Annotated in this window: 25 protein-coding genes; 15 read left to right on the forward strand and 10 right to left on the reverse strand. The window is 71.7% G+C overall.

Annotated features, from left to right (window positions below; translation table 11 throughout):
- The 3 genes from DMB66_RS28995 to DMB66_RS29005 all read left to right on the forward strand — a co-directional run.
- A partial coding sequence (locus DMB66_RS28995) for an ATP-binding protein (protein WP_233624909.1) occupies positions 1-271 on the forward strand: 271 nt, incomplete at its 5' end.
- Positions 272-302: 31 nt separating this feature from the next.
- Positions 303-758 carry a response regulator gene (locus tag DMB66_RS29000; RefSeq protein WP_125807293.1) on the forward strand — a complete coding sequence of 152 codons (456 nt, stop codon included), beginning with the start codon at positions 303-305 and terminating at the stop codon, positions 756-758.
- Positions 751-1557, forward strand: coding sequence for an inositol monophosphatase family protein (locus DMB66_RS29005; protein ID WP_125807294.1), 807 nt, complete (start codon positions 751-753; stop codon positions 1555-1557). The genes DMB66_RS29000 and DMB66_RS29005 overlap by 8 nt, the downstream gene beginning before the upstream one ends.
- Before the next feature lie 163 nt (positions 1558-1720).
- On the opposite strand, the gene DMB66_RS29010 is transcribed toward DMB66_RS29005, so the two are convergent.
- Positions 1721-2068, reverse strand: a complete 348-nt coding sequence (locus DMB66_RS29010) for a glyoxalase/bleomycin resistance/extradiol dioxygenase family protein (RefSeq protein ID WP_125807295.1) — start codon at positions 2066-2068, stop codon at positions 1721-1723.
- Positions 2069-2091: 23 nt separating this feature from the next.
- On the opposite strand from DMB66_RS29010, the gene DMB66_RS29015 reads away from it, so the two are divergent.
- The 4 genes from DMB66_RS29015 (at position 2092) to DMB66_RS29030 (ending at position 7283) form a co-directional block, all read left to right on the forward strand.
- The gene (locus DMB66_RS29015) at positions 2092-2865 is read left to right on the forward strand and encodes an SDR family NAD(P)-dependent oxidoreductase (protein ID WP_125807296.1); all 774 of its coding nucleotides are present in this window, start codon (positions 2092-2094) and stop codon (positions 2863-2865) included.
- A 64-nt stretch (positions 2866-2929) separates the two neighbouring features.
- Complete coding sequence (locus DMB66_RS29020; protein ID WP_125807297.1) at positions 2930-3943, forward strand: hypothetical protein; 1014 nt, start codon at positions 2930-2932, stop codon at positions 3941-3943.
- A 27-nt stretch (positions 3944-3970) separates the two neighbouring features.
- A complete protein-coding gene (locus DMB66_RS29025; RefSeq protein ID WP_125807298.1) occupies positions 3971-5482 on the forward strand; it encodes a fused MFS/spermidine synthase in 1512 nt (503 codons plus the stop codon).
- A gap of 70 nt (positions 5483-5552) precedes the next feature.
- The gene (locus DMB66_RS29030) at positions 5553-7283 is read left to right on the forward strand and encodes a serine/threonine-protein kinase (RefSeq protein ID WP_125807299.1); all 1731 of its coding nucleotides are present in this window, start codon (positions 5553-5555) and stop codon (positions 7281-7283) included.
- Between the two features lie 98 nt (positions 7284-7381).
- Here DMB66_RS29030 and DMB66_RS29035 read toward each other — a convergent pair whose 3' ends face one another.
- Entirely contained in the window at positions 7382-8056 is a 675-nt protein-coding gene (locus DMB66_RS29035) for a TrkA family potassium uptake protein (protein ID WP_125807300.1), read from the reverse strand.
- Positions 8049-9305, reverse strand: coding sequence for a TrkH family potassium uptake protein (locus DMB66_RS29040; protein WP_233624912.1), 1257 nt, complete (start codon positions 9303-9305; stop codon positions 8049-8051). Before DMB66_RS29040 ends, DMB66_RS29035 begins: the two co-directional genes overlap by 8 nt.
- A gap of 241 nt (positions 9306-9546) precedes the next feature.
- On the opposite strand from DMB66_RS29040, the gene DMB66_RS29045 reads away from it, so the two are divergent.
- Both DMB66_RS29045 and DMB66_RS29050 read left to right on the forward strand, forming a co-directional pair.
- Positions 9547-13269: a tetratricopeptide repeat protein gene (locus DMB66_RS29045; protein ID WP_125807302.1), complete on the forward strand. Its 3723-nt coding sequence runs from the start codon at positions 9547-9549 to the stop codon at positions 13267-13269.
- Positions 13270-13402: 133 nt separating this feature from the next.
- Positions 13403-14128, forward strand: a complete 726-nt coding sequence (locus tag DMB66_RS29050) for an SDR family NAD(P)-dependent oxidoreductase (RefSeq protein ID WP_125807303.1) — start codon at positions 13403-13405, stop codon at positions 14126-14128.
- Positions 14129-14285: 157 nt separating this feature from the next.
- On the opposite strand, the gene DMB66_RS29055 is transcribed toward DMB66_RS29050, so the two are convergent.
- Together DMB66_RS29055 and DMB66_RS29060 are read right to left on the reverse strand one after the other, a co-directional pair.
- Positions 14286-14684, reverse strand: coding sequence for a hypothetical protein (locus tag DMB66_RS29055; RefSeq protein WP_125807304.1), 399 nt, complete (start codon positions 14682-14684; stop codon positions 14286-14288).
- A gap of 45 nt (positions 14685-14729) precedes the next feature.
- Entirely contained in the window at positions 14730-15077 is a 348-nt protein-coding gene (locus DMB66_RS29060; RefSeq protein ID WP_125807305.1) for a hypothetical protein, read from the reverse strand.
- A gap of 137 nt (positions 15078-15214) precedes the next feature.
- Here DMB66_RS29060 and DMB66_RS29065 point away from each other — a divergent pair, with 137 nt between their 5' ends.
- The gene (locus DMB66_RS29065; protein WP_199752672.1) at positions 15215-17371 is read left to right on the forward strand and encodes a RecQ family ATP-dependent DNA helicase; all 2157 of its coding nucleotides are present in this window, start codon (positions 15215-15217) and stop codon (positions 17369-17371) included.
- Positions 17372-17505: 134 nt separating this feature from the next.
- Here DMB66_RS29065 and DMB66_RS29070 read toward each other — a convergent pair whose 3' ends face one another.
- Complete coding sequence (locus DMB66_RS29070; RefSeq protein WP_125807306.1) at positions 17506-18729, reverse strand: NlpC/P60 family protein; 1224 nt, start codon at positions 18727-18729, stop codon at positions 17506-17508.
- A gap of 121 nt (positions 18730-18850) precedes the next feature.
- Between DMB66_RS29070 and DMB66_RS29075 the strand changes: the two genes are divergently transcribed.
- Genes DMB66_RS29075 through DMB66_RS29085 form a run of 3 tightly spaced genes read left to right on the forward strand, consistent with a single transcriptional unit; the run spans position 18851 to position 20433 of the window.
- Positions 18851-19156, forward strand: coding sequence for a metal-sensitive transcriptional regulator (locus DMB66_RS29075; protein WP_125807307.1), 306 nt, complete (start codon positions 18851-18853; stop codon positions 19154-19156).
- 40 nt (positions 19157-19196) lie between these two features.
- Entirely contained in the window at positions 19197-19409 is a 213-nt protein-coding gene (locus DMB66_RS29080) for a heavy-metal-associated domain-containing protein (protein WP_125807308.1), read from the forward strand.
- Positions 19402-20433 carry a hypothetical protein gene (locus DMB66_RS29085; protein WP_125807309.1) on the forward strand — a complete coding sequence of 344 codons (1032 nt, stop codon included), beginning with the start codon at positions 19402-19404 and terminating at the stop codon, positions 20431-20433. Before DMB66_RS29080 ends, DMB66_RS29085 begins: the two co-directional genes overlap by 8 nt.
- Here DMB66_RS29085 and DMB66_RS29090 read toward each other — a convergent pair.
- Positions 20426-21562 (reverse strand): SAM-dependent methyltransferase, encoded by a 1137-nt coding sequence (locus tag DMB66_RS29090; RefSeq protein WP_125807310.1) that lies wholly within the window; start codon positions 21560-21562, stop codon positions 20426-20428. The two genes, DMB66_RS29085 and DMB66_RS29090, sit on opposite strands and share 8 nt — an antisense overlap.
- 178 nt (positions 21563-21740) lie before the next feature.
- On the opposite strand from DMB66_RS29090, the gene DMB66_RS29095 reads away from it, so the two are divergent.
- Positions 21741-22385 (forward strand): heme oxygenase (biliverdin-producing), encoded by a 645-nt coding sequence (locus DMB66_RS29095; protein ID WP_125807311.1) that lies wholly within the window; start codon positions 21741-21743, stop codon positions 22383-22385.
- Positions 22382-22675, forward strand: a complete 294-nt coding sequence (locus tag DMB66_RS29100) for a DUF2470 domain-containing protein (RefSeq protein ID WP_125807312.1) — start codon at positions 22382-22384, stop codon at positions 22673-22675. Before DMB66_RS29095 ends, DMB66_RS29100 begins: the two co-directional genes overlap by 4 nt.
- Before the next feature lie 75 nt (positions 22676-22750).
- Here DMB66_RS29100 and DMB66_RS29105 read toward each other — a convergent pair whose 3' ends face one another.
- The 3 genes from DMB66_RS29105 to DMB66_RS29115 all read right to left on the reverse strand — a co-directional run bounded on the left by DMB66_RS29105 (position 22751) and on the right by DMB66_RS29115 (position 25762).
- Positions 22751-24577: a DEAD/DEAH box helicase gene (locus tag DMB66_RS29105; protein WP_125807313.1), complete on the reverse strand. Its 1827-nt coding sequence runs from the start codon at positions 24575-24577 to the stop codon at positions 22751-22753.
- A 260-nt stretch (positions 24578-24837) separates the two neighbouring features.
- Positions 24838-25062, reverse strand: coding sequence for a DUF3107 domain-containing protein (locus DMB66_RS29110; RefSeq protein WP_125807314.1), 225 nt, complete (start codon positions 25060-25062; stop codon positions 24838-24840).
- Positions 25063-25099: 37 nt separating this feature from the next.
- Complete coding sequence (locus DMB66_RS29115; RefSeq protein WP_125807315.1) at positions 25100-25762, reverse strand: TetR/AcrR family transcriptional regulator; 663 nt, start codon at positions 25760-25762, stop codon at positions 25100-25102.
- Positions 25763-25983: the final 221 nt, after the last annotated feature.

The raw sequence follows: 25983 nt of genomic DNA on the forward strand, positions 1-25983 counted from the left end.
ATGGCAGCTCAACGTCCGGGACAACGGCATCGGCATCGAGGCCGAGTTCGCCGACAAGGTCTTCGTGATCTTCCAGCGGCTGCACGCGCGGGACGCGTACGAGGGCACCGGCATCGGGCTGGCGATCGTGAAGAAGATCGTCGAATACCATGGCGGGCGGATCTGGCTCGACCTGGACGTCGCCGAGGGCACGTCGATCTATTTCACGTTGCCCCTGCTGGCCGGCGTGCCGGTGGCGGAGCCACGGAAACAGGACGAGGTCGTGGCATGACACCAGGCGAACGCGCCAAAGGAGGCTCGGCATGACCGGTGCGGTTCGACAGGACGGCACACCCATCGAGGTGCTGCTCGTCGAGGACGACCCGGGCGACGTGCTCATGACGCAGGAGGCGTTCGAGGAGCACAAGGTCCGCAACCGGCTGACCGTGGTGTCCGACGGCGCCGAGGCGCTGGCCTACCTGCGCCGCGAGGGCGCGTATTCCGATGCGGTGCGGCCCGACCTGATCCTGCTCGACCTCAACCTGCCCCGCCGCGACGGCCGGGAGGTGCTCGAGGAGATCAAGAAGGACGACGAGCTGTGCCGCATCCCGGTGGTGGTGCTGACCACCTCGGCCGCCGACGAGGACATCCTGCGCAGCTACCAGCTGCACGCGAACGCCTACGTGACCAAGCCGGTCGACTTCGATCGGTTCATCGCGGTCATCCGGCAGATAGACGAGTTCTTCGTCAGCGTCGTAAAGTTGCCGCCGCGTGCGTGACGATCTGATCGACGAGGTCACCGCCCTGGTCCGGGAGGTGGCGCAGACCATCGTGCTGCCCCGGTGGCGGCACCTGAGCGACTCCGAGATCCACCAGAAGTCGCCCGGCGACCTGGTCACCATCGCCGACCAGGAGGCCGAGCGGGCGCTGACCGCCGGCCTGGTCGCGCTGCTGCCCGGCTCGCAGGTCGTCGGCGAGGAGGCGGTGGCGGCCGACCCGGGCGTGCTGGGCCGGGTCGGAGACTCCGGCACGGTCTGGATCGTCGACCCGGTCGACGGCACCAACAACTTCGCCGCCGGCAAGACCCCGTTCGCCGTGATGGTCGCGCTGCTGCGCGACGGCGAGCCGGCCGCGGGGTGGATCCTCGACGTGGTGGCCGACCGGATGACGGTCGCCGAGGCGGGCAGCGGCGCATTCGTCGACGGGCTGCGGGTCAAGACCCGCACCGACGACCCGGGCGCGTCCGGGCTGGCCGGATCGCTGTCGCGCAACTACTTCCCGGCTGACCTGCGCGAGCGGATCGACTCGCGGCTGCACACCCTGGGCGCGGTGACCAGCGGTCAGCACTGCGCGGGCTACGAATATCCGGCGGTCGTCTTCGACGAGCAGCAGTTCGCGACCTTCTGGCGGATCCTGCCCTGGGACCACGTGCCAGGCTCGCTGATCGTCCGGGAGGCCGGCGGCACGGTCCTGCACCTGGACGGCTCGCCGTACCGGCCGACCGACTCGGACCTGGGCCTCCTGGTCGCCGCGAACGAGGAGATCTGGAAGACAGCCCACGCCGCCCTCTTCGCCTAGCAGCTCTCGGCCCCTCGGGCGCCCCGGCTGGGTGCTCTGTGGAGCGTGCCCTCGACTTCCGCCCGGCGGCGCCGCACTTCGGTGACCGACGTCGAAGGTCGCCCCCCTGCGCCGTGGTGGTGGTACTGCGGTTGCCGACCCGTTGCGCCGTACCGGGAATGGGTTAGAGCCTGGTCAGCACCATGAGCCGGTGGCCGGCGGGGTCGACGACCCGGGCCAGTCGCTCGCCCCAGGGCTGGTCGGCGGGTTCCGCCACGATCTTCCCGCCGGCTTCCCGGAGCGTGGCCACCGCCTCGTCGCAGTCGTCGGCGTAGACGCACAGCTCGTAGCCGGCCGTCGCGTCGGCGCCGATTCCCAGCTCGCTGGTGCCGAGCCGCAGGGTCACGAAGACCGGGTCGCCCTCGGCGGGGAAGCGGTAGTGCTCGGTGAAGCCGAGCGCGTCGCGGTAGAAGGCGACGGCGGTAGGCAGGTCCGGGACCGTGATGACGGGAAATGCCTCGGTGAACGCCATGTAGCGGATATTAGGGTGCTCCCATGTCCGCATATCTGTCTGAGCTTTTCGGTCTGGCCGGCCGGACCGCGGTCGTGACCGGCGGCAGTTCCGGGATCGGCCGTGCGATGGCCGGTGCGCTCGGCCGCGCCGGCGCGCGCGTCGTGCTGGTCGCGCGGCGGCCGGAGCCGCTGGCCGACACGGTTCGCGAGTTGACCGCCGACGGCGTTCGGGCCGACGCGGTGCCGGCGGACCTCGGCGACCGGGCCGCGCTCGCGGCCGCGAGCGACACGATCGTCTCCCGGTACGGCGAGCCGGACATCCTGGTGAACGCGGCGGCGGTGAATCGGCGCCCGCCGCTGGACGAGCTGACCGACGACGACTGGGACGTCACGCTGGCGGCCAACCTGACCGCGCCCTTCCTGCTCGGTCAGCGGTTCGGGCCGGCGATGGCGGCGCGGGGCTGGGGCCGGATCGTCAACGTCGTCTCCCAGCAGGCCTTCCGCGCGTACGGCAACAGCGGCGCCTACGGCGTCTCGAAGGCCGGTCTGGTGGCCCTGACCCGGTCCCAGGCGGAGGCGTGGTCGGCGCGTGGCGTCTGCTGCAACGCGGTCGCGCCCGGGGTGGTGCACACGCCGCTGACCGAGCCGGTCTTCGCCGATCCGGAGAAGGTCGCGGTCCATGCCCGACGCACGATGATCGGCCGCAACGGGGTGCCGAGCGATTTCGCCGGATGTGCGGTATTTCTGGCAAGTGTCGCTAGCGCTGCCGTGACCGGGCAAACACTCTTCGTCGACGGTGGATATTCGTCGACGTGATCACGGTGCCGTTCTGACGTGCGGCGCGGTAGAGTCACCGCGCTCACGACTCGGGAGGTAGACCGTGGCGGCGACTCTCCTACGCCGGCTTCAGCCTGTCCTGGCGCTCCTTGTTGCGCTGGCGATGCTGCTCGTCGCCGCCCCCGCCGCGCAGGCGGCGCCGGACGACGAGGGCGGTTCGAAGACCCTGCGGGCGGCGCTCGAGTCCGCTGCCAAGGGCCACGTCGAAGCCAAGAACGATCTTGAGAATTCCAAGAAGCGGCAGAAGCTGCTGACCGTCCAGTTGGCTCGGGCGAAGCAGAAGAGCACGGCACTGCAGGGCCGGGTCGGCGAGGTCGCCAACCGTTCCTACCGGCAGGGTCGCTTCACCACGATGACCATGCTGCTCAACAGCGCCTCGCCGGACGCGTTCATGGAGCGCGCCATGCGGCTGGACCAGATGGCCCGGGTCGACGGCAAGACGCTGGCCGGATATCGCGAGGCGGTGGTCGCGGCCGAGCAGGCCAAGCTGGGCATCGACCGGGAGATCAAGCAGCAGAAGAAGCAGGTCACCATCATGGCCAAGAAGAAGGTGGAGGCCGAGCAGGCGCTGGCCGCCTCCGGTGGCGGTGCGGCGGCCGGCGGCTTCATCAACGCCAACTCGCCGCTGGCCAAGCCGGCCCCGCGCAACTCCGACGGCTCCTGGCCCAAGGAATCCTGCACGGTCGACGACCCGTCCGAGGGCGACGGGTGCATCACGCCCCGGACGCTGCACGCCTACCAACAGGCCCGCGCGGCCGGCTTCAAGCGGTACACGGCCTGCTTCAGCAAGCGGTCCTCCGGCGAGCACCCGAAGGGCCGGGCCTGCGACTTCGCCGCGGCCTCCGGTGGTTTCGAGAACGTCAACGCCTCCGGTGGCGATCGCACCTACGGCAACAACCTGGCCGCGTACTACGTCAAGAACGCGTCGCGCCTCGGCGTGATGTACGTGATCTGGTACCGGCAGATCTGGCATCCGGGCACCGGGTGGAAGTCCTACGGCGGCTCCGGCGGGCCGGCCGCCACCCACACCAACCACGTGCACCTGTCAGTTCTCTGACAGGGGCGCGCCGGTAGCATCCGCGCGATGGAGACCTCCCCACCCCGTGCCCTGCCCTCCGGACTGGCCACCGCGCTGGTGTTCTTCGCCAGCGGCGCGGTGCTGGTCCTGGAGATCGTGGCGCTGCGGCTCGTCGGTCCGTACGTCGGGGTGACCCTGCAGGTCAGCAGCTCGGTCATCGGCATCTCGCTGGCCGCCATCGCCTACGGCACCTGGCTCGGCGGCCGGCTCGCCGACAGGTACGACCCGCGGCTGCTGCTCGCCCCGGCCCTGCTGCTCGCCGCGATCTTCACCGCGATCACCCTGCCCCTGGTCCGCTGGGGCGGGGAGGTGCTGCGCGGCGGGTCGGCCCCGGCCGTGCTGCTGCTCGCCGCCCTGGCCGTCTTCCTGCCCGCGTTCCTGCTCGCCTCGATCACGCCGCTGACCGTGAAGCTGCAGCTCGGCGACCTGCGCCGGACCGGCGAGGTGGTGGGCCGGCTGTCCAGCTTCGGCACCCTCGGCGCGATCACCGCGACGCTGGGCACCGGCTTCGTCTTCGTGGCCGCGATGCCCAGCAGCTGGATCGTGCTGACCCTGGCCGCGCTGCTGGCCGTCGCCGGCTTCGGGCTCGGCTGGTGGCTGCACCGCAAGGATCCCGGGCTCAAGCTGCCCGGCAAGCCGCGCACCCGGGCCGCCGTGGTCATCATCGGGCTGTTCGGTGCCGGGCTGGGCGCCACGGCGCCGACCCCGTGCGACATCGAGACCGCCTACCACTGCGCGCGGGTGGACGCCGATCCCAGCAGGGCCGGTGGGCGGACGCTGATCCTCAACTCGGCGCGGCACTCGTACGTCGACCTGAACGACCCCACCCACCTCGAGTTCGCGTACGTGCAGTGGATCGGCGCCGTGGTCGACGTCAACGGCGCCGGCGGCGCCCCGATCGCCGCGCTGCACCTCGGCGGCGGCGGCTTCACCGTCCCCGAGTACGTGGCGCAGACCCGGCCCGGCAGCGACCAGCTGGTCCTGGAGCTCGACGGCGGCCTGGTCGACCTCGACAAGCGGGAACTGGGCCTGCGGACCGGTCCGGACCTGAGGGTCCGGGTCGGCGACGCCCGGGTCGGGCTCTCCCAACAGCGGACCGATTCGTACGACCTGGTGGTCGGCGACGCCTTCGGTCACCTGGTGGTCCCGTGGCACCTCGCCACCCGGGAGATGGCCGCCGACATCGCCCGCGTGCTGCGCACCGGCGGCATCTACGCCCAGAACGTCATCGACTACCCGCCGAACCGATTCATCCGCGCCGAGCTGGCCACGGTGGCCGACGTCTTCCCGCACGTGGCGCTGGTCGCGCCGCAGGCCGCCCTCGACGGTGGCAGCGGGTCGAACTTCGTCATCGTGGCGTCGAAGTCGCCGCTGGCCCTGGACGAGCTCCGCAGCCACCTCGACCTGGTCGACGAGCCGGTGCAGCTCGTCTCCGGCCAGCGGCTGACGGACTTCATCGACGACGCCAGGGTGCTCACCGACGACTACGCGCCGGTGGACCAGCTGCTGGCCGGGTGATCCCGGCGATATTCCGGGTGATTTCCCGGACCCGCGGTGAGCGGGGCGCCCCGGGGGCAACAATCGGCACATGGGTTGGCTGGCGACCGGGGGACAGGGCGGCCTCGTCGGCGACCGGTACCGCCTGATCGAACGGCTCGGCACCGGCGGCATGTCCGTTGTCTGGCGCGGCCACGATCAGGTGCTGGGCCGGGCCGTCGCCGTCAAGGTGCTGTCGCCGCGGCTCGCCGACGACGCCACGTTCCGCGACCGGCTGCGCCAGGAGGCGCTGGCCGCCGCCCGGCTGTGCCATCCGCACATCACCGGCATCTTCGACTTCGGGGAATCCCCGCTGGACGAGCACCGCACGGTCCCGTACGTGGTGATGGAGCTCAACGACGGCGAGTCGGTCGCCGCGCGGCTCAGCCGCCGGGGCCCGTTGCCCTGGCGCGACGCGGTGGTCATCGCGGCGGAGGTGGCCTCGGCGCTGGCCACCGCGCACGCCCGCGGCGTGGTGCACCGCGACGTCACGCCGGCGAACGTGATGCTCACCGGCGCCGGGGCCAAGGTCGTCGACTTCGGCATCTCGGCGCTGGTCGGGCAGCGGGACTCGGCGCCGGACGGCAGCCTGCTGGGCACCCCGGCCTACCTGGCCCCGGAACGGCTCGGCGGCGGCCAGGTCGCGCCCGCCGCCGACGTGTACGCCCTCGGCGTGCTGCTCTATCGCATGCTGACCGGGCGGCTGCCGTGGCCGGCCGGCAACACCACGCAGGCGTTGCGGGCGCACCTGTTCGCCGATCCCGCGCCCGTACCCGAGCTGCCCGGCATGCCCACCCAGATCCCCGGACTCTGCCTGCGCTGCCTGGCCAAGCGGCCCGAGGACCGGCCCAGCGCGGCCGGGGTCGCCGCGACGCTGGCCGCGCTGGTCGGGCTTCAGCCGATCATCCCGCCGGTCGGTGTCCCCGTTCCCGGTCCGCGCCCGTCGCCGCATCCGGTGCCACGGCCGGCCCGCGCACCCGGTCCGCGGGTGCGCGCCGGCCTGCGGCTCGGCCGGGCCCTGCGGCTCGGCGGCCCGCAACCGCTCGGCGGCGGGCTGTTCCGCGCCGGTGGGCTGCTGCGCGACCTGGTCCCCGGCGGCCGGCTCGGCGACGCCGTCCTCGCCGGGCGGAATCGGCTCCAGGCCGGCGTCGCCACCATCATCCTGGCCGCGACGGTCGGCATCGTCTGGTCCTCGACCCGCGAGCCGGTCGACGTCGGCACCGCGCAGGCCGCCGCGGCCGGCGCGCGCCCCGGCGCGGTCGAGCCGCACGGTACGGGGTGCAAGGTCCGCTACCGCGTGCGGCGCGACTCCGGCACGGACTTCGGCGCCCAGCTCACTGTGGTCAACACCGGCGAGCACGCGCTCTCGGGGTGGGCGCTGGAGTTCGCCTTCGCGGGCGGCCAGCGGGTCACCGACGCGCCGAAGCGGCTCACCCAGCGGGGCCGCAAGCTGGTGCTGCGCGCCAAGGACGGCGCGAAACTGCGGCCGGGCCGGTCCGCCAGCGTGACGCTCAGCGGCAGCTACCGGGTCAGCAATCCGTTGCCGGTGACGTTCACCCTGAACGGCTATGCCTGCCAGGCCGAGGTGCTCGGCGCGGTGGGCGGGGCGGCCACCGCGGCGGATCTGTCCGCCGGAACACCGTCGTCGGAGCCGCAGAAGAAGCCGGCGTCGCGGAAGAAGGACAGGAAGGCGCCGGCCTCGACGCCGCCGTCCCCGGCGAGCAGCAGCCCGCCCCCGGCCAAGGCACCCGAGAAGAAGCCGGGCTTCTCCGTCACGGTCTGACGATCAGGTCCCGGCCGCTCTGTCAGATCGCGGCTGCTCTGGCAGGTCCCGGCTGCTCTGGCAGGTCGCGGCTGCTCTGGCAGGTCGCGGCCGCTCTGTCAGGTCACCGCCGCGAACTGCTCCACCTTGGAGGTGTCGCCGGCCACGATCAGGATGCAGCCCCGCGGCACGACCGTTTCCGGGCGGGCGTACGTGAAGTCCTCGCCGGGCAGCTTGGTGCCGACCACCGTCACGCCCCACTTGCTGCGCAGCCCGATGTCGGCGAGCGTGCGGCCGACCGCTTCCTTCGGCGCCCGGACCTTGGCGATGGCGAAGCCATCGTCGAACTCGATGTAGTCCAGCATCTGGCCGGTGATCAGGTGCGCGACCCGCTCACCCATCTCCGCCTCCGGGTAGATCACGTGCCCGGCGCCGACCGAGGACAGGATCTTGCCGTGCTTGACGCTGATCGCCTTGGCCCAGATCTCCGGCACGCCGATCTCCGCCAGCGTCAGCACGGTCAGCACGCTGGCCTCGAGATTCGTGCCGATGCCGACCACCGCCCGGGCGAAATCCCGCACCCCGAGCTGGTGCATCGCCTCGGTGTCGGTGGCGTCGGCCTCCGCGACGTGGGTGAGCCGGTCGGACCAGTCCTGCACGATGTGCGGGTCGGTGTCGATGCCCAGCACCTCGTGGCCGAGGTTGACCAGCGACGCGGCGACCTGGCCGCCGAAGCGGCCCAGCCCGACGACAACGACGTTGTCCGGGCTCGCGGTGGGCTTCTTGTCAGCCAACGAGGGGTCGCTCCTCCGGGTAGCGGTAGAGCCGGCGGCGGGTGTTCAGCGCGATCGCCGTTCCCACGGCGATCGTACCGACGCGGCCGACATACATCAGGATGACGAGCACGACCTGCGCGGACGGCGGCAGGGTCGGCGTGATGCCGGTGCTGAGCCCGACCGTGGCGAACGCCGAGGTCACCTCGAACAGCGCCCGGTCGAACGGGATGTCGTCGGTCAGCCCGATCAGCCCGATCGTGCCCGCGGCGACCAGGGCGACCCCGAGCAGCGCGACGGTGATGGCCTGCCGCTGCGTCTCCTCGGCGATCCGGCGCTTGCGGATCACCACGTCCGGCTCGCCCCGGATCTCGGCCCAGATCACGTACGCGAGCAGCAGGAACGTGGTCACCTTGATGCCGCCGGCGGTGCTCGCGCTGCCGCCGCCGATGAACATCATCACGTTCGTGACGGCGATCGTCTCGGTGTTCATCCCGCCGAGGTTGATGCTGTTGAAGCCGCCCGAGCGAGTCATCACGTCCTGGGTGAAGGCGGCCAGTATCTTGCTCGGCGTGCCGAGCGGGCCGAGGGTCTGCGGATTGCTCCACTCGAACGACAGGAAGACCAGGAAGCCGATCACGCTGAGCAACAGCGTGCCCCACACGGTCAGTCGCGTGTGGGTCGACCAGAAGCCGGGCGTGCGCCACTCCCGGGCCAGCTCGAACAGGACCGGGAAGCCGATCGAGCCGGCCAGCACGCCCAGCGACAGCGGCACGCAGATCCACCAGTCGCCGACGAACCGCACCAGGCTGTCGGAGTAGAGCGCGAAGCCGGCGTTGTTGAAGGCCTGCACGGCGTGGAAGACGGCCTCCCACACGGCCCGGCCGAACGGATAGTCGTACGCCAGCCAGAACCGCAGGGTGAGCACGACGCTGATGGCGGCCTCGGAGGCGAACATGACGATCGCGACCCGGATGAGCACGCCACCGACGTTGCCGCCGAGCAGCCCCGCGCTCTCCGCCTGCACCATGAGCCGGCTGCGCAACCCGAGCCGCCGCGACACGAGCAGGCTCAGCAGCGTGGCGAGCGTCATGATGCCGAAGCCGCCGATCTGCGACAGCACGGTCAGCAGCACCTCACCGAAGCCGGACCAGTAGGTCGGCGTGTCGACCACGGCCAGCCCGGTGACGCAGACGGCGCTGGTGGCGGTGAACAGCGCGGTCACGAACGGCGCGTGCCCCGGCTCGGCCCGCGCGGCGGGCAGCATCATCAGCGCGGTGCCCACGGCGATGGCGCCGAGGAACGCGACCGGAACGATCCGCGCGGGATACCGCCACGGTGAACGACCCCGCACCACCACCTCCAGGTTTCGATCTCGAGCGCATCATCTCGCACATTGATCGACGCCGAGTCCGATACCGGACCGGCGGCACCGGCCGACGGCGTGATGACTACCCTGACCGTGGCTGTCTCACCCGTGAAGGCCCACCTCACCCGCGAAGGCCGAGCACATGGCTGATCCGGAAAGTCCGCGCCCGGCGGAAGTCCGGACGGCGGATGATCTTCACCGGGCGCTGAGTGAGCTCAGGAAGCGGGCGGGCCTCACCTACGCCCAGATCGTCGCGGCGTCTCGGGTCTCGGCGTCCACTCGGCTGGCGAGGAGCACGGTCGGTGATGCCTTCTCCGGCCGTTCGCTGCCGACCAAGGAGACGCTCGCGGCGCTGCTGCTGGCGTGCGGGGTCAAGCGGCCGGACCTGGCCCCGTGGCTGGAGGCGAGGGCGCGCGCGGAGCGTCACCCGGGCGATGCGGTGCCGACCATCGAGACGGTGGGTCCTCGCGAGCTCGGAATTCACGCGTCCATCCAGGTGGACGCCGGCTCCCTGCAGGTGGACGGCGCGAGCAGCTTGCCGGCGTATGTGCCGCGTGATGGGGATTCGCGGTTGCGCGGCGTCCTGCTGTCGGCGCGGGAAGCCGGCGGTTTTGTGTTGTTGGTCGGCGGCTCCTCGGTGGGTAAGACGAGGTCGGCGTACGAGACGGTGAAGGACGTCCTGCCGGACTGGCGGCTGCTGCAGCCGGATTCCCTGCCGGACATCGAGTCGGCCACCGAGGCGCCGCTCGGTGACACCGTCATCTGGGCCGACGAGATTCAGCGGTTCATCGCGGAAGGGCTCGATGCGCCGCTCGTGCGCCGGATGTCGAGGGCCCGCTGCCGGCTGCTCCTCATCGGCACGCTCTGGCCGGAGCGATACCTGTCCTACGTCGCGCTCGCCTCCCACGCCGCGCTCACCGACGCTGATCCCTATCGTCGTGAGCGGGAGCTGCTGCGCCAGGCCCACGTGATCGACGTTCCATCCCGCCTGTCGGCGGAGGAAGTGGCGCGGGCACGCGAGATCGCGCTGGTCGACCCGCGCATCGCGGCGGCTCTGAGATCCGACGCCGGGCTCGTGCAGACGCTGGCCGCCGGGCCCGAGCTCGTCCGGTGCTGGGAGAACGCGCCCTCGCCGTACGCCCACGCGTTGATCACGGCCGCCGTGGACGCCCGCCTCCTGGGCGTCCCGGAGCCGTCGGGCGAGCTGCTGCGGGACGCCGTGCCGGGATACCTGTCGTCGACCGCTCGGGCGAGCGCGCCGCAGGGCTGGTTCGAGGCGGCCATCGCGTACGCGACAACCCAGGTGCACGGTGCCACCGCTCCACTTCGGCCGGTCGGCCGGGAGATGGGGTATGTGGACGGCTACCGGGTCGCGGACTACCTGCTCCATCACGCCCTGCACAGCCGGGAACACCAGCTTCCGCCGCCCGGCCTGTGGCGTGCCTGCCTTGCCAACACCTTCGACGGCAGGGAACTGCTCGCGGTCGGTTCGGCCGGGTACGACCGGGCGATGCTGGACCCCGCCCGCGAGTTCTTCCACGCGGCGGTGCAGGCCGGCTCGGTCGAGGCGCTCTACCGCCTGGTGAGCCTGCTGTCGGAGCAGGGCCGCGAGCACGAGATCCTCGCCGCCTGGCGACTCGGCGAGGAGCACGACATTCCGCAGGCCAGGGAACGGCTGGCGTTCATGCTGGAGAGCGAGGGCCGGACGGCGGAGGCCGAGACGATCTGGCGGGAAGCGGCGCGAGCCGGTGACGGCCGGGCGACCGAGTCGCTGATCGAGCTGCTCGTACGCACCGGACAGGTGGACGAGGCCCGGAAGGCCGCCGGCCCGAACGTCTCGTCGACCGCGTGGGCCCGCCTCGCCGAGGCCTACGAGTCGGCGGAACGGCTGCAGGAGGCCGCCGACGCCTGGGCGCAAGTTTCGACCCGCCTCGACGCACCGGACCGCCGAGCACAGCTGCTCCGCCGGCTCGGCGACGTCGAGACGGCGGTCAAGGTGCTGCGCGACTCGGCCGCAAGCGGAAACTGGCAGTCCCGGGCCGACCTGGTCCACCTGCTCGACCAGGTCGGCCGGGTCGATGAGGCGATCCAGGTGCTGCGCGAAGGACTGCAGGCGGGCGAGTTCAACGCGCGGCACGCACTGGCGGCCTACCTCATCCAGCATGGCCGGACGGACGAAGCCGTCGAACTGTGGATCGGCGCCCTGGTCACCGAGGGCGACGCCGAGTCGTGGACCACCGTCACCTCGCTGCTCGAAGTCCTGGCGGATCACGACGGGCTGGAGCGGGTCCTGCGCTGGGGCCGCACCGAGTCGATGCCCGGGGCCGGCGAGCAGCTGGAGGACCTCCTGCGCCGGACCGACCGTTACGAGCAGGCCCTGGCAACGTGCCGCGAGTCCGTGCACGCCGGCGACCCGTTCGCTCGCCGCCGGCTGTGCCGGATGCTGCAGGAGGAGGCGCGCTTCGACGAGGCGCTGGAGGTGACCGAGGAGGCCGTCCGCAACGGCGAGCGGATCTCGGTGGAATGGCTGGCCGCGGTCGCAGACGGGGTGCTGCCGGCGGACGCCGTCGAGCGGACGTTCCGGCTGGCGGCCGAAGCCGGCAACACCGGCGCCCGATCCCGGCTCGCGGAGCTGCTCCAGCGGCAGGGCCGGAACGACGACGCCGTCGATGTGTGGCGCGCCGGCTACGACGCCGGCGAGGTGAACGCCCGGCACGGTCTCACGGAGATCCTCTGCCGGCTGAACAGAATCGACGAAGCCGTCGACATCCTGCGACGAAGCGCGGCGGCGGGCGACCGCGACGCCCACGCCGGCCTCATCGACCTGCTCATCTCCGCCGGCGAGGCAGAGGAAGCCCTGATCCACCTGGAGGAGGCCGCCCGGGACGGTGCGGCGGCCGCCTGGTTGCGCTCCGCTGAACTGCTCAGCGACCGCGGCGAATACGACCGGGCGGTGCAGGTGTGGCGGTCCGCACTGGAGGCTGACGTCCCGCACGCCAGGGAAAGACTGACCGCACTGCTGCTGGCAACCCACCGCCACGACGACGCGGAAGCACTGTGGCGCGAAGCCGTCGAAGCGGGAGTGTCGGGGGCCCGCCGCAAGCTGGCCGACCTCCTGCTGGCGAGGCGCGAGGTTGACGGCGCGATCACGATCTGGCGCGAGGCCGTGCGGGAAGGCAAGCCGTTCGCCAGGATCGAACTGGCACGGCTACTGCATCGCGAGGGCCGCGCTCGCGCGGCCATGCACGAGCTGTATGCCGCGATCACCGCCGGTGAGCCCTATGCCAGGCATGAGCTCTATCACGTGCTGAGCGAGGAAGGTGCCATCCAGCAGGCCGAGGACATCCTCCGCAACGGCGTCAGACACCCACTCGACCACGATCCCGGCGCTGCTGGTGGTGGCGGTGTTGCTGGTGGTGGCAGCGCTGCTGGCCGTGGCAGCGCTGCTGGCAATCGTCGTGCTGGTGGTGGCGGTGCTGGTGGTGGTGCCGGCAGTGATGGTGGTGCCGGCAGTGGTGGCGCTGCCGGTGGTGGCGGTACTGGCGACCGCGGTATTCCGGAACCCCGAGCGGCGGCCGCGTGGCCGCGGCGCTCCGCCACGCGCCGAAGTGCCACCGGACCTGTCCGGACTCGCCGTCGCACGGGATGTTCCCGCTGGTCAGCGCTGCCTGATGGGCCGGACCGGTGCGGAGGTGATGCCGGACCCCGGCCGTGCTGGCGACGCTGGTCGCAGCCGTGGAAACGCGGCCACGACAAGGGAGCAGGAGGAACGGCATGTTCGAGAAGAACAAGTCGCAGCGCAAGGAATCGACGACCGGCACGCAGGACCGCTCTCTGGCGCACGTGGCGATCGCCGCGGCGGTAGCGGGAGGCAGCCGCGCGGTCATCGACTGGTTTCTCCGTTGGCTGACGCCTTGATCCAGTGAGATGCGGGGTGCCGACCTGCTGCCCTCGCGCTTCCCGCGTTCCTCTCGGGCACCTCCTCTAGAGTCGGGGGCATGGCGAGGCTTGCGGTGGTCAGTGGGGGCGGTACGGGGATCGGCCGGGCGACGGCGGGGATGCTGGCGGGGGAGGGCTACGACGTCATCATCGTCGGGCGGCGCCCGGAGGTGCTGGCCGACGCGGTGAAGTGGATCGGCCCGCAGGCGACGGCGGTGACCGCCGACCTGGCGATTCCCGGCCAGACCGCGGCGGTGCTCGAGGCCGTCGGTGGTCGCTCGGTGGACGTGGTGGTCAACAACGCGGGCGCCTACCTGGGCGGCGACGACTCCACCCCGGAAGGTTTGGCTGCGCACTGGCGGGCGAACCTCGACTCGAACGTCCTGACGGCGGTGCTGCTCACCGATGCCCTGCTGCCGTTGCTGCGCCGGCCGGGCGGGCGGATCATCCTGACCAGCTCGATCGCCGCCCAGCGCGGTGGCGGCGGCCCCTACTCGGCGGCCAAGGCAGCCCTGCACGGCTATGCGCTGGACCTGGCCACCCGGCTCGGCACCGAGGGCATCACCGCGAACGTGATCGCGCCGGGCTACGTGACGGACAGCGAGTTCTTCGACGGCAGGATGACCGAGGAAGGCCACGCCCAGCGAGTGGCGGCGACGCTGGTGAAGCGGGCAGGCGTGCCGGACGACATCGCAGAGTCGGTGCGCTGGCTGGTCGGCCCGGGCGGCAGCTTCGTGACCGGGCAGATCATCAACGTCAACGGCGGCACGGTCCTGGGCCGCTGAGGACTCAATCAAACCAACTCGCCTGGGTCTTCCGCCGCCTGGCCTGGGTCTTCCGCCGCCTGGCCTGGTTCTTCCGCCGCGAGTGGCCCATGGCGAACTTGCCTGGGTTTTCGCCGCGAGTGGGCTCAGCCGACCTCGTTGGTCAGCGCCGCTCGTTCTACTGCGCACCGCCGGTGAAACGGTCTTCTCCCGGTCTGTTCGGCCGGAAGCGCAGGGCTGACCACCGGCTGTCGATCGCTACCTGGCCGTTCGGGCGCATGTCGAAGTCCGCCACGATCGGCCAAAGCGTGTCGCGGTTGATATCCGCCTTGTTGCCCTTCGGATAGGCGATCCAGAACGCCGCGGGCTTGGCGAGATCGTCGACGTGCTTCTCGAGCAACTTGCGCGCGCTTGCCGCGTCCTCCGCGAACAGCACGGCGGTGCTCGCCGTCGCCAGCACGGCGCATTCCCGCACCCCCATCGGCATCGGAGTCAGCAGCGGCAGGTGCACAGGGTGCGACAGCCACACCGTGGTGTGCGGCTTGATCTGCAGCTTCTCCGCAATCGTCTGCGTCATGCCGCCTACGTTGTCACCGACGATTAAGTTGTCAAGGAACGAAAGTCAGGGCAGATCGATCAAGGCGAGCCCGGGCAGGACCGGCCCCGTGGCGGAGCCGACCCGGAACACCCCGCCGACCTTCTCAGGCGCCCACCCGCCGGCCAGGCCCGAGGCGACAAGCCGACACACTATGGCCGCGCTCGGGTAGGCATATGTCGTTTCGTCCGGCGTGGTGGGAACCGGGAACTCGGTCATGTCGGCTTGCAGCACACAGCTGTTTTTGCCCGCGCCCCAGATGCGGACCCTGATGAACCGGCGCTGCCTGCCGTCGGCGCCGGTTGCGGCGCGGATGTCGGCCGCCCAGGTGAACTCCCGGCCCTCGAAGTGCAGCTTGCGCAGCCTGTTTCGCATGCGTTCATGCTCTCAGCACGGGGCGGCCGGTCGCGCGGGCGATTTCCAGCCTGTGGATAGCGAGCCTGGCACGGGCCAACCTGTGGATAACCCGGGTCTTGTCGGTGCCGGCTGGTAGACATGCTGGCGTGGTCGAGATGACGAGGTCAGCAGTGAGCGAAGCCGAGCGGGTGGCGGTGCGCGAGTGCGCCGAGGAGGTGTTGCGCCGGCTTGCCGGCGAGCATGCCGTGCTCCGCGAGGATCAGTGGCGGGCGATCGAGGCGCTCGTCGTCGATCGCCGGCGGGTGCTCTGCGTGCAACGCACCGGGTGGGGCAAGTCGGCGGTCTATTTCGTGGCCACCGCGCTGCTTCGCGACGGCATCACCGCCGAGCCCGGTGATCCGCCCGCGGGGCCGACCGTCATCGTCTCGCCGCTGCTCGCCCTCATGCGTAACCAGGTCGAGGCCGCCGCCCGGGCCGGCATCCGGGCCCGCACGATCAACTCCGCCAACCTCGACGAGTGGGGTGAGATCACCGCCGAGATCCGGGCCGGTGCGGTCGACGTGCTCCTGATCAGCCCGGAGCGGCTCAACAACCCCGACTTCCGCGACAACGTGCTGCCCGGCCTCGCCTCCAGCACCGGCCTGCTGGTGGTCGACGAGGCTCACTGCGTCTCGGATTGGGGTCACGACTTCCGCCCCGACTACCGGCGGCTGCGGACCTTCCTGGCAGGTCTGCCCGGCCTGACGCCGGTCCTCGCGACCACCGCCACCGCGAATTCGCGGGTGACCGCCGATGTCGCCGAGCAGCTCGGTGACGCGCTCGTGCTGCGCGGTTCGCTGGAGCGGGATTCGCTGCGGCTGGCGGCGCTGGAGCTGCCCAACCCCGCACACCGGCTGGCCTGGCTCGCCGACCATCTCGACCGGCTGCCGGGCTCGGGCATCATCTACACCCTGACGGTCGCCGCCGCCACGGAGACCGCCGAGTTCCTGCGCTCGCGCGGCTTCCCGGTCGCGTCATATACGGGGCAGGTCGAAGACTCCGCTCGCCGCGCCGCCGAGCAGGACCTGTTGGATAACAAGATCAAGGCGCTGGTGGCGACCTCGGCGCTGGGCATGGGCTTCGACAAGCCAGACCTCGGCTTCGTCGTGCACCTCGGCGCGCCGCCCTCCCCGATCGCGTACTACCAGCAGGTCGGCCGCGCCGGCCGAGCTGTGGAGCACGCCGAGGTGATCTTGTTGCCGGGCCCGGAGGACATCGCGATCTGGCGCTACTTCGCCTCCCTCGCGTTCCCGCCGGAGGAGCAGGTGCGCGCGGTGCTGGCCGCGCTGTCGCCGGACCGTGCACTGTCGACCCAGGGCCTGGAGCCGATCGTCGACCTCCGCCGGACCCGGCTGGAGCTGATGCTCAAGGTCCTCGACGTGGACGGTGCGGTCCGACGCACCCGCGGCGGCTGGCTCGCCACCGGCGAGCCGTGGATCTACGACACCGCGCGCCTGCGCCGGGTCGCCGAGGCCAGGACGGCAGAGCAGCAGACCATGATCGAATATGCCGGGACGACGGCGTGCCGGATGGAGTTCCTGCGCCGTTGCCTCGACGATCCCGAGGCGACGCGGTGCGGCCGTTGTGACAATTGCGCCGAGCCGCTCTTCGACGCGGACGTGTCGACCGAGGCGCTGGCCGCGGCTCAGACGTTCCTCGGCCACGCGGGCATGGAGATCTCGCCGAAGAAGCTCTGGCCCACCGGCCTCGCCACTGTCGGCGTCCCGCTGAAGGGCAAGATCGGTCCGAGCGAGCAGATCCTGCCGGGTCGCGCGGTGGGCCGGCTGTCGGATCTCGGCTGGGGCGGCCGGCTGCGCGCCCTGGTGGGCCCGGAGGCGGAGGACACGCCGATCCCGGACGAGATGATGGCCGCCGTGGTCGAGGTCCTGAAGGGATGGGCGCACGGCGCCGACGCCTGGGCGCAGCGCCCGGCGGCGGTCGTGTCGGTGGGCTCTCACCGCCGTCCGAAGTTGGTGGACAGCCTCGCGGAGCGCATCGCGGCGGTGGGCCGGTTGCCTCTGCTCGGGACGCTGACCTCCACGCACGCCGGCGACAACGGCCCTCGAGGCAACAGCGCTCAGCGGGTCCTGGCCCTGCACGACGCCTTCACGGTGCCCCCGGAGGTCGCCCAGTCCCTTCAGGACATCCAAGGCCCGGTCCTGTTGGTGGATGACATGGCGGATTCCGGCTGGACGATGGTGCTGGCGGGACGAGCGCTCCGCAAGGCCGGGGCCTCGGGCGTCCTACCCCTCGCCCTGGCGGTGGCCGGCTGACGGGAGCGGCGAGGGACGCGGGGCGGAACGCGATGTGGGGCGGAATGCAACGTGGGGCGGAACGCGATGCGGGCGGAACGCGATGCGGGGCGGTGGCACTACCCCGGGCGGTGGCACTACCCCGGGCGGTGGCACTACCCCGGGCGGCCGAAACCGTGGATCGGCTGGGCGTCGATGCTCGCCACCCGCACGTTTTCGCCGAACTCGGGGGCGTGGATCATCTTGCCGTTGCCGATATAGACGCCGACGTGGCTGATCGGTCCATAGAAGAACACCAGATCACCGGGGCGCAGGTCGGCCCGGTTGACGTGGACCGTCGAGCCGTACTGGCGGGCCGCGTTGTGAGGCAGCCCGACCCCGGCTTGCTGCCACGCCGCCAGGGCCAGGCCCGAGCAGTCGTAGGAGTGCGGGCCTGCCGCTCCCCACCGGTACGGCTTGCCCACCTGCCTGAACGCGAACTCCACCACCCGCCCGGCCGGGCCGGCTACATATTCCGGCACCGGCAGATCCGCTCCACCGAGATACCGGGAGCCGCCGCCGTAGGCCAACATTCGCATCTGTTTGAGCGCCTCGATCTCTCCTGTCACCGAGGCCTTCCTCGTGCTCAGTTGCACCTGCAACCGGCGCTGCCGGCCCGCCAGCGCGTTCAGCGTTCGCCGGGTCTCGTCCACCCGGGTCCTGGCCGCGCGCAGCTCGGCCACCGCCCGCCGCTCCCCGGCCGCCAGTTCGTGCAGCACCAGCAGCTTGGCCACGAAGTCCTGCGGCTCGCGAGCCCCGAACAGGGCGATCGTCGGGCCGCTGCGGGTTCGCTGGTAGGTCCGCCAGGCCAGCCCGCTCAGCACTTCCCGTCGCTCGGCCAGGTCCGCGACCATCGGGACGAGCCGCGATCCGAGCTGCCTGGTCTGAACGCCGGTGGTGGTCAACTCGTCGCGCGCGTCGTTGTATTGCTCCACCAGCACTTCAAGCTGCCGGGCTGCGGCCGTGATGTGCTCATCCAGCTCAGCCGCCGTGGGCCGATCCGCGGCCAGCCCGGCTGCGGGGCGCCGGTTGGCGGGAAGCCCGGCTGTGGGGCGCCGGTTGGCGGTCAGCCCGGTTGCGGGGTGCCAGTTGGCGGTCAGCCCGGCTGCGGGGTGCCGGTTAGCGGGGGGATCAGCAGCGCGGTGCCGGTTGGCGGGGAGGCCGACCGCCGGGGGACGGCCAGCGGAGAGGGCGGCCGCAGCGAGCCGGAGATCTGCCGTCCAAGAGCGGTCGGCGGACGTGCTGATCGCAGAGAGCTGGTCCGTGGGCAGGCCCGTGAGGTGCGAGCCGGCGTGGGCCGCTCCCGGGGCCAGGGCCGCCAGCAGCAGCCCCGGAGCCAACGCGACAATGATCCTTCGGGCGGTCACAGTAAGGGACACAAGTCCTTTAACGAGACAAAACACACAAAAGCCACGCGGGCGGGGTGCCAACGTATATACGGGTGGGGGGTATGCTGGCCGCATGACCACCGACCGCGACGAACATCCCGGCCCGCACGGTTACTCGGGCGACAAGGCTGCTCTGCTCGGGCGCCTGCGCCGCATCGAGGGCCAGATCCGTGGCCTGCAGCGGATGGTCGACGAGGATACGTACTGTATCGATGTTCTCACCCAGATCTCCGCCGCGAAGAGCGCCCTGCATGCCGTCGCGGTCGGCCTTCTCGAGGATCACCTCGCCCACTGCGTCGTCGATGCCGCACGTGCCGGCGACCCCACTGCCAAGGTCAAAGAGGCGTCGGATGCCATCGCCCGCCTCGTCCGTTCCTGACCGCAGCGCCGCGCGGGCGGAAGCCCAAGGAAGGAAGCCCATGTCCGTCACCAGCACCTACTCCGTGACCGGGATGACCTGTGCGCACTGCGTCCAGGCCGTGACCAGCGAGCTCTCCGAGCTCTCCGGCGTCGATGCCGTGCAGGTCGACCTCGCCGCCGGCGTGGTAACGGTCACCAGCGCCGCGCCGCTCGCCGCCGCCGACGTCCGTGCCGCCGTCGACGAGGCCGGCTACGAGCTCGCTGATGGCTGACACGCTTGAGCAGGCGCCGCCCGAGCCGAGGTCCGACGCCGCCGGCTTTCGGCTCGCCGCTTTCGCCGCGGTCGTCGTGGTGGTCCTGTTCGCGGGCTACGGCATCGGCCGCCTCAACAACTCCGTCGAGCGGGCGCAGGCGACTCCGGCCGCGACCGGCGACGGGCACGGCCACGACCCGGCCGCGCCCAACAACGCAGCGCCGAACACCGCGGCGCCGAACGGCGCCACCGCACCGCACGACGACGCGGGTGCCGCCCCGCACGTGCACAACGCGGACGGCACGGTCACCCAGGTGGCCGGCGCCGGGACAGCCGCCGAGAGCGTCGGCGGCCTGGCGGTCACGGCCGCCGGGCTGACCCTCGTGCCCGAGGCCGGCTCGGTCAAGGCCGGGCAGTCGCAGCCGTACCGGTTCCGCATCACCGCGGCCGGCGGCGCGCCGCTCACCACCTACGCGGTGGTGCACGACAAGCCGCTGCACTTCGTGATCGTCCGGCGGGACCTGACCGGCTTCCAGCATCTGCACCCCACGATGGCGCCCGACGGCACGTGGAGCGTCGGTCTCACCCTCGCCGCTCCCGGCAGCTATCGGGCGATCGCCGACTTCACCGCCGTCCTCGGCGGTCAGCAGACGCCCACAACGCTGGGTGTCGACCTGACGGTCGCCGGCGACTACCGGCCGGTCGCGCTACCAGCGCCGGTCACCCGGGCGACCGCTGACGGCTTCTCGATCTCGTACGCCGGCACGCCGCAGGTCGGCGCAACCCAGCCGCTGCTGATGACGGTGGCCGGGCCGGACGGCAAGCCCGCCGCGCTGGAGCCGTACCTGGGTGCGTTCGGGCATCTGGTCGTCTTGCGCGAGGGGGACGTGGGCTATGTGCACGTCCACCCCGAGCCGCAGCTGGTCGATGGGGCGGTCAAGTTCTGGCTGGCCGCGCCCGGCCCCGGCCGCTACCGGATGTTCTTCGACTTCCAGGTGGCCGGCAAGGTGCACACCGCGGCCTTCACCGCGATCGTCAAGTGAGCAGCGTCTCCAGCGCCGGCGTCACGCCCCACTGAGCGGTCAGCGCGTCGTATTCGGCGCGCTGGCCCTCGGCCGGGGCGGCGCCGGTCAGCCGGGCCCGCAGCAGCAGGTTGCGGGGCGTGTGCGCCGAGTCCACGAATTCGACGACCTCGACCCGGTAGCCGTGCAGGCGTAGCAGGGCCGAGCGCAGCGAGTCGGTGAGGACGTCGGCGAAGCGCTCCCGCAGGATCGCGTTCCGGGTGATCTCCCCGTACGGTGCCGGGGCGGGGTGGCCCTTGAGCTGGGCCGCGATGTCGTGGTGGCAGCAGGGCGCCGCCAGCACCCACTTCGCGTCCCAGCGCACCGCCCGGGCGAGCGCCTGATCCGTCGCGGTGTCGCAGGCGTGCAGGGCCAGCACCAGGTCCGGGGCCTCGGTGACCACCGCGTCCTCGATCGTGCCGGCCACGAACGTCACCGCGTCGGCGCAGCCCAGTTGCCCGGCGACGGCGCTGTTGCGTACCCGTTGGTCCTCGCGGACATCGACCCCCACGACCTGGACCTTGACGCCGCGGTCGGCCAGGTAGCGGTAGGCCGCGAAGGTCAGGTACGCGTTTCCGCAGCCCAGGTCGACCACGCGCAGCTCGGTGGGCAGCTCGTCCGGCAGGGTCGCGGCCAGGGCCCGCAGGAAGGCGTCCACCTGCCGGCGCTTCGCGGCCGTGCCGCCGACCACGGTGAACAGCGGGTCGCCCGGATCGAGCAGCCACTGCTTGGCTCGGTCGTGACCCTGGGTGACGGTGGGCTCAGCCGCCGCGGCCCGGTGCACCTGGGCGTCGCCCCTCTTCGTCACGCGGACCTGCACTGTGGTCGCGGCGGTCTCCACATGCCAATTTCCGAAGGGCTCCGCGAGCAGGGCATCGACCGCCGCCGCGGCCTCCGGGCCGGGTTCGACGTTGCGGGTGTACGGCCGAGAGCCGTCATCGGTCACGATCTGCAACCGGGAGCCACCCTTGAGGGCGACCGGCCGGAACTCGGCGCGGGTGACCGATGGGATGCGGCCGCGGCGCTTGCCGGCTGCGACCGCACGGGTGAGCGCGGGGTCGAGCAGCAGGCCGCGCACCTCGGCGAGGACGGCGTCCAGTGGTTGGGGCATCCCACCATTCTGCCGCGCGCGAATTCCCCGCCCGTCCGCCCGCCCGACACCGCCACCCTTGACCGGACTGAAGGCCCCCGGTCCGACCACCCCACCGCCACCCTTGACCGGACCAAACTGCTGATCTTTGGAGCCTGTTCTTTTGTTAGGCTTGCCTAACCAAGCATGAGGAGCTGCGATGACCCTGGCCGACCCTTCCATCGAGAAGCTCTCCGTCCGGCTCCGCAGCGGCACGCGCCTGGACCACGACGCGGCCCAGGGCAGCGGGTTCCTCGACGCGCTCGCCGCGGGCACGCTGCCCCGGCAGGCCTACGCGGATCTGACGGCGCAGCATTGGTTCATCTACGAGACGCTGGAGCAGGCCGCCGAGGCGATGGCCGACGACCCGGTCGCGGGCGAGTTCGTCTTTCCCCAGCTGACCCGGCTCCCGGCGCTGAGCGACGACCTGGCCACCCTGCTCGGCCCGCAGCCGAAGCTCAGCGAGCTGCCGGCTACCCAGGAATACCGCGAGCGGCTGCGCGCGGTGGCGTTCGACCGGCCGTGGGGCTTCATCGCCCACCACTACACCCGCTACCTGGGCGACCTGTCCGGCGGGCAATATCTGGGCCCGGCGATCGCCCGCGCCTACGGGCTGAGCGGCGCCGGTCACCGGTTCTTCGTCTTCGAGGGGATCTCGCCGCCGGCCTTTCGCACCGGCTACCGGGATTTGCTCGATCGGCTGGCCTTCTCGCCGGGGGACGAGCAGAATTTCCTCGCCGAGGTGACGGAGGCCTACCGGCTCAACATCGCCGTGCTGAGCGAGCTGAAGGAGCGCTGGGTATGACCTTCACCCCGGACGTGGTGGCGCAGATCGCCCGCCACATGAACGACGACCACGCCGAGGACAACGTGCTGATCGTGCGTGGCCTGGCCGGCATCGGGACGGCCAGCGCGGCCCGGATGTCGGGCCTGGACGCCGACGGGATGGATTTCGAGGCCACCGTGGACGGCATCGCGGTGCCGGTCCGGATCCCGTTCAGCGAGCGTCTGACCGAACGGCGCCAGGTCCGCGGCGAAGCGGTCCGGATGTACCAGCAGGCCTGCGCCGCCCTGGGCATCGCCCCGACCCACTGACTCCAAAAACCACGGTTCAGCGCAAAATGGGTGCCCCGCCGGCCGGCGGGGCACCCATTTTCGGTTTTGTCGGGATCAGTCCTGGTCGCCCGGGTCGACGCCGGTGGGCGCGTCGGCGCCGGCCGGTGCTGCCTCGCCGTCCTCCGACGTGGCCTCCGTGCCGGTGGCGCTGCGGGTGCCCCGGCCGCCGCGACGCCTGCGGCGGCGGGGACGGCCTGCGGCGTCGTCGTCAGCGTCGTCGGACTGCTCGTTGGAGTCGCCCTCAACTGCGGGGGAGAGCTCCGGGGTCGCCTCCGAGCCGTCCGAGAAGAGCGGGGCCGGGGACGCCGCGGTGGCCGTACCCTCGTCGGTTGTGGTCAGGGGGTCGCCTGCCCGGCGGCGGCGACGCTGCCGGCGGGGCCGGTCGCCGGCCTCCTCCGTGACGGGCGCGGCGGGGGCGGCGGCTTCCGGGGCCGCTTCCTCGCGGCGCGGCCCGCGGGCCGGCCGGTCGCTGCCGCGGCCGTCGCGGCTGTCTCGGCCACCCCGGCCGCCGCTGCGCCCGGCGTCCCGGCCGCTGTCGCGGCTGCCGCGCCGGCGGGTGCCGCCCAGGTCTTCCTCGACCTCGGCCGACAGGCCCACCCGGGTGCGCCCGGCGGTCGGCAGCGTGCCCGAGATGCCCTCCGGGATGTCCAGGTCGGAATAGAGCGCGGGCGACGTGTGGTAGGTCTCCGGCGGCTGCGGCATGTTGAGGCCCATCGACTTGTCGATGAGCACCCAGCGCGGCATGTCTTCCCAGTCCACGAAGGTCACCGCGACGCCGGTCGCGCCGGCGCGACCGGTGCGGCCGATGCGGTGGGTGTAGGTGTCCGGGTCTTCCGGGCAGTCGTAGTTGAGCACGTGGGTGACGCCGGAGACGTCCAGGCCGCGGGCCGCGACGTCGGTCGCCACCAGCACGTCGATCTTGCCGGTGCGGAACGCGCGCAGGGCCCGCTCGCGGGCGCCCTGGCCCAGGTCACCGTGGACGGCGGCGACCGCGAAGCCGCGGAAGTCGAGGTCTTCGGCGACCCGGTCGGCGGCCCGCTTGGTGCGCGTGAAGATCATCGTCAGGCCGCGGTCGCGGGCCTGCAGGATCCGGGCCACCATCTCCAGCTTGTTCAGCGGGTGGCTGCGGTAGACGACCTGCTTGGTCAGCGGCGACATGCCGCTGTCGGCCGTGTGGCCCGCGTGGATGGTCACCGGGTGACGCAGGAAGCGGCGGGACAGCGCGACGATCGGGTCCGGCATGGTCGCGGAGAAGAGCATCGTCTGGCGGTCGCCGGGGAGCATCGCCAGGATCTTCTCGACGTCCTCGAGGAAGCCCAGGTCGAGCATCCGGTCGGCCTCGTCCAGCACCAGGGCCTTGATCGAGCCCAGCTTGAGGTGCTTCTGCTTGGCCAGGTCGAGCAGGCGGCCGGGGGTGCCGACCAGGATCTCGACGCCCTTCTTCAGGGTCTCGACCTGCGGCTCGTACGCCACGCCGCCGTAGATCGGCAGCACTCGCACGCCCCGGGTGCTGCCCGCGGCGGCGATGTCCCGGGCGACCTGCAGGCCCAGCTCGCGGGTCGGGACCACGACGAGCGCCTGCGGCTGGCCGTCGGCGCCCTCGCTCGGCGCGAGCACCCGCTCCAGCAGGGGCAGGCCGAAGCCGAGGGTCTTGCCGGTGCCGGTCGGCGCCTGACCGATCAGGTCGGTGCCGCGCAGGGCGATGGGGAGCGCGTATTCCTGGATGGCGAACGCGCGCGTGATGCCGGCCGCGGCCAGCGCCTCCACGGTCTCCGCGCGGACGCCCAGCTCAGCGAAGGTGGGGCTGTCCGGACGGACGGGGGCTCGGGTGAGGACGGGGACCAGGGCGGGTTCTGTCTCGGTGTTCTCGATGTCGGTCATGGAGTTCTGCGGGTGCCTCTCGTGGTGCGCCCGTCGAATTCCTGGGGCGCGGTCTGGGTAGGGCGCGGGCCACACGCGAGATGCTCGCGGGCCGCACGCGCGTCGCCGCGGCGACTCGACATATCGAGCCGACATCGACGGCGACATCGGCAAGTCTACCCGACAGAGAGATTTCGCACCTCAGGGCGAAGGTGACGGTGCTGCATAGATACAGCAGGGAGCCCCGTACGGGACTCCCTGCCGCGCTGTGGTGCTCGTCGCTATCGCGTGGTGAAGCCGAACGGCCGCTCGGACTTTTCGGCGATCTCCACGTATGCCAGCTTGGCGACCGGGACGATCACCTTGCGGCCCTTCTCGTCGGTCAGGGTGAGAACGCTGTCCTTGGCCATCGCCTCGGTCACGGCCTGCTCGACCTCGGCCGGCGTCTGCGCGCTCTCCAGCACCAGTTCGCGCGCGGCGTACTGCACGCCGATCTTGACCTCCACGGGGGTCCTCCCTCTCAGATGTCTACCGACATGAAGGCTAGCCGATTTCTCCGGGCGTTCCGGGCGATGACTCACCCTGCAGCGGGAAGCTGGCGATACCGCGCCAGATCAGGGCGGCGACCAGGGCCTCCGCCTCGGCCTTGGGGGTCTGCCGGCCGCTCGCCAGCCAGTACTGGGCCGCCTGGCCGGCCGCGCCGACCAGCCCGGAGGCGAGCAACTCGGCGTTCGCCTGGTTCTGACCCGTGTCCGAGACGACCGTGTCCGTGATCGCGGCGATGCAGCCCTGCTCGACCCGTTCGACGCGCTCGCGGACCTGGGGGTCGTTGCGCAGGTCGGACTCGAAGACGAGCCGGAAGGCCTCGCTCTCGTGGTCCATGAAGTCGAAGTACGCCCGGACGGCGCCCTTGACCCGCTCCTTGTTGTCCGGCGTTGCCAGCATCGCGCCACGCACCTTGGCGATTATCGCGTCGCAGTGCGTGTCCAGCAGGGCGAGGTAGAGCTCGAGCTTGCCGGGGAAATGCTGGTAGAGCACGGGCTTCGAGACGCCGGCCTGCTCGGCGATCTCGTCCATGGCGGCGGCGTGATAGCCCTGTGCCACAAAGATCTGCTGCGCGGCGGCAAGCAGTTGCTTACGGCGCGCGGAGCGCGGCAGGCGCGTGGGACGCCCCGCCGTCTGAGCCCCGCCGGACGCAGCGGTCATGAGAACCTCCGTGATTCATTCCCCCGCGGTAGGGCGCGGATTGCCCGGTTCGCCGTCTGTCGCGTTCCGGGCGGGCAAAAGTCGCGACGCTGCAACTTATCGCCACTGCAACCACACGGTAGCCTCAGCGGGGGCAAGCGAGGAGCGCACGGTGGACGAAACAGGGCATTCCGGTGACGCCGGTGCAGCGGACGGCGCCGCCGGCGCCGAGTCGCGCGATC

This window comes from Actinoplanes sp. ATCC 53533, from assembly GCF_003947245.1.

What these genes read in the sequence shown, in the direction of transcription:
- DMB66_RS29000 (WP_125807293.1), top strand. Translation starts at nt 303, where the DNA reads ATGACCGGTGCGGTTCGACAGGACGGCACACCCATCGAGGTGCTGCTC.
- DMB66_RS29010 (WP_125807295.1), bottom strand. Translation starts at nt 2,068, where the DNA reads ATGGCGTTCACCGAGGCATTTCCCGTCATCACGGTCCCGGACCTGCCT.
- DMB66_RS29015 (WP_125807296.1), top strand. Translation starts at nt 2,092, where the DNA reads ATGTCCGCATATCTGTCTGAGCTTTTCGGTCTGGCCGGCCGGACCGCG.
- DMB66_RS29025 (WP_125807298.1), top strand. Translation starts at nt 3,971, where the DNA reads ATGGAGACCTCCCCACCCCGTGCCCTGCCCTCCGGACTGGCCACCGCG.
- DMB66_RS29030 (WP_125807299.1), top strand. Translation starts at nt 5,553, where the DNA reads ATGGGTTGGCTGGCGACCGGGGGACAGGGCGGCCTCGTCGGCGACCGG.
- DMB66_RS29040 (WP_233624912.1), bottom strand. Translation starts at nt 9,305, where the DNA reads ATGATGCTGCCCGCCGCGCGGGCCGAGCCGGGGCACGCGCCGTTCGTG.
- DMB66_RS29045 (WP_125807302.1), top strand. Translation starts at nt 9,547, where the DNA reads ATGGCTGATCCGGAAAGTCCGCGCCCGGCGGAAGTCCGGACGGCGGAT.
- DMB66_RS29050 (WP_125807303.1), top strand. Translation starts at nt 13,403, where the DNA reads ATGGCGAGGCTTGCGGTGGTCAGTGGGGGCGGTACGGGGATCGGCCGG.
- DMB66_RS29055 (WP_125807304.1), bottom strand. Translation starts at nt 14,684, where the DNA reads ATGACGCAGACGATTGCGGAGAAGCTGCAGATCAAGCCGCACACCACG.
- DMB66_RS29060 (WP_125807305.1), bottom strand. Translation starts at nt 15,077, where the DNA reads ATGCGAAACAGGCTGCGCAAGCTGCACTTCGAGGGCCGGGAGTTCACC.
- DMB66_RS29065 (WP_199752672.1), top strand. Translation starts at nt 15,215, where the DNA reads ATGACGAGGTCAGCAGTGAGCGAAGCCGAGCGGGTGGCGGTGCGCGAG.
- DMB66_RS29075 (WP_125807307.1), top strand. Translation starts at nt 18,851, where the DNA reads ATGACCACCGACCGCGACGAACATCCCGGCCCGCACGGTTACTCGGGC.
- DMB66_RS29080 (WP_125807308.1), top strand. Translation starts at nt 19,197, where the DNA reads ATGTCCGTCACCAGCACCTACTCCGTGACCGGGATGACCTGTGCGCAC.
- DMB66_RS29085 (WP_125807309.1), top strand. Translation starts at nt 19,402, where the DNA reads ATGGCTGACACGCTTGAGCAGGCGCCGCCCGAGCCGAGGTCCGACGCC.
- DMB66_RS29090 (WP_125807310.1), bottom strand. Translation starts at nt 21,562, where the DNA reads ATGCCCCAACCACTGGACGCCGTCCTCGCCGAGGTGCGCGGCCTGCTG.
- DMB66_RS29095 (WP_125807311.1), top strand. Translation starts at nt 21,741, where the DNA reads ATGACCCTGGCCGACCCTTCCATCGAGAAGCTCTCCGTCCGGCTCCGC.
- DMB66_RS29100 (WP_125807312.1), top strand. Translation starts at nt 22,382, where the DNA reads ATGACCTTCACCCCGGACGTGGTGGCGCAGATCGCCCGCCACATGAAC.
- DMB66_RS29105 (WP_125807313.1), bottom strand. Translation starts at nt 24,577, where the DNA reads ATGACCGACATCGAGAACACCGAGACAGAACCCGCCCTGGTCCCCGTC.
- DMB66_RS29115 (WP_125807315.1), bottom strand. Translation starts at nt 25,762, where the DNA reads ATGACCGCTGCGTCCGGCGGGGCTCAGACGGCGGGGCGTCCCACGCGC.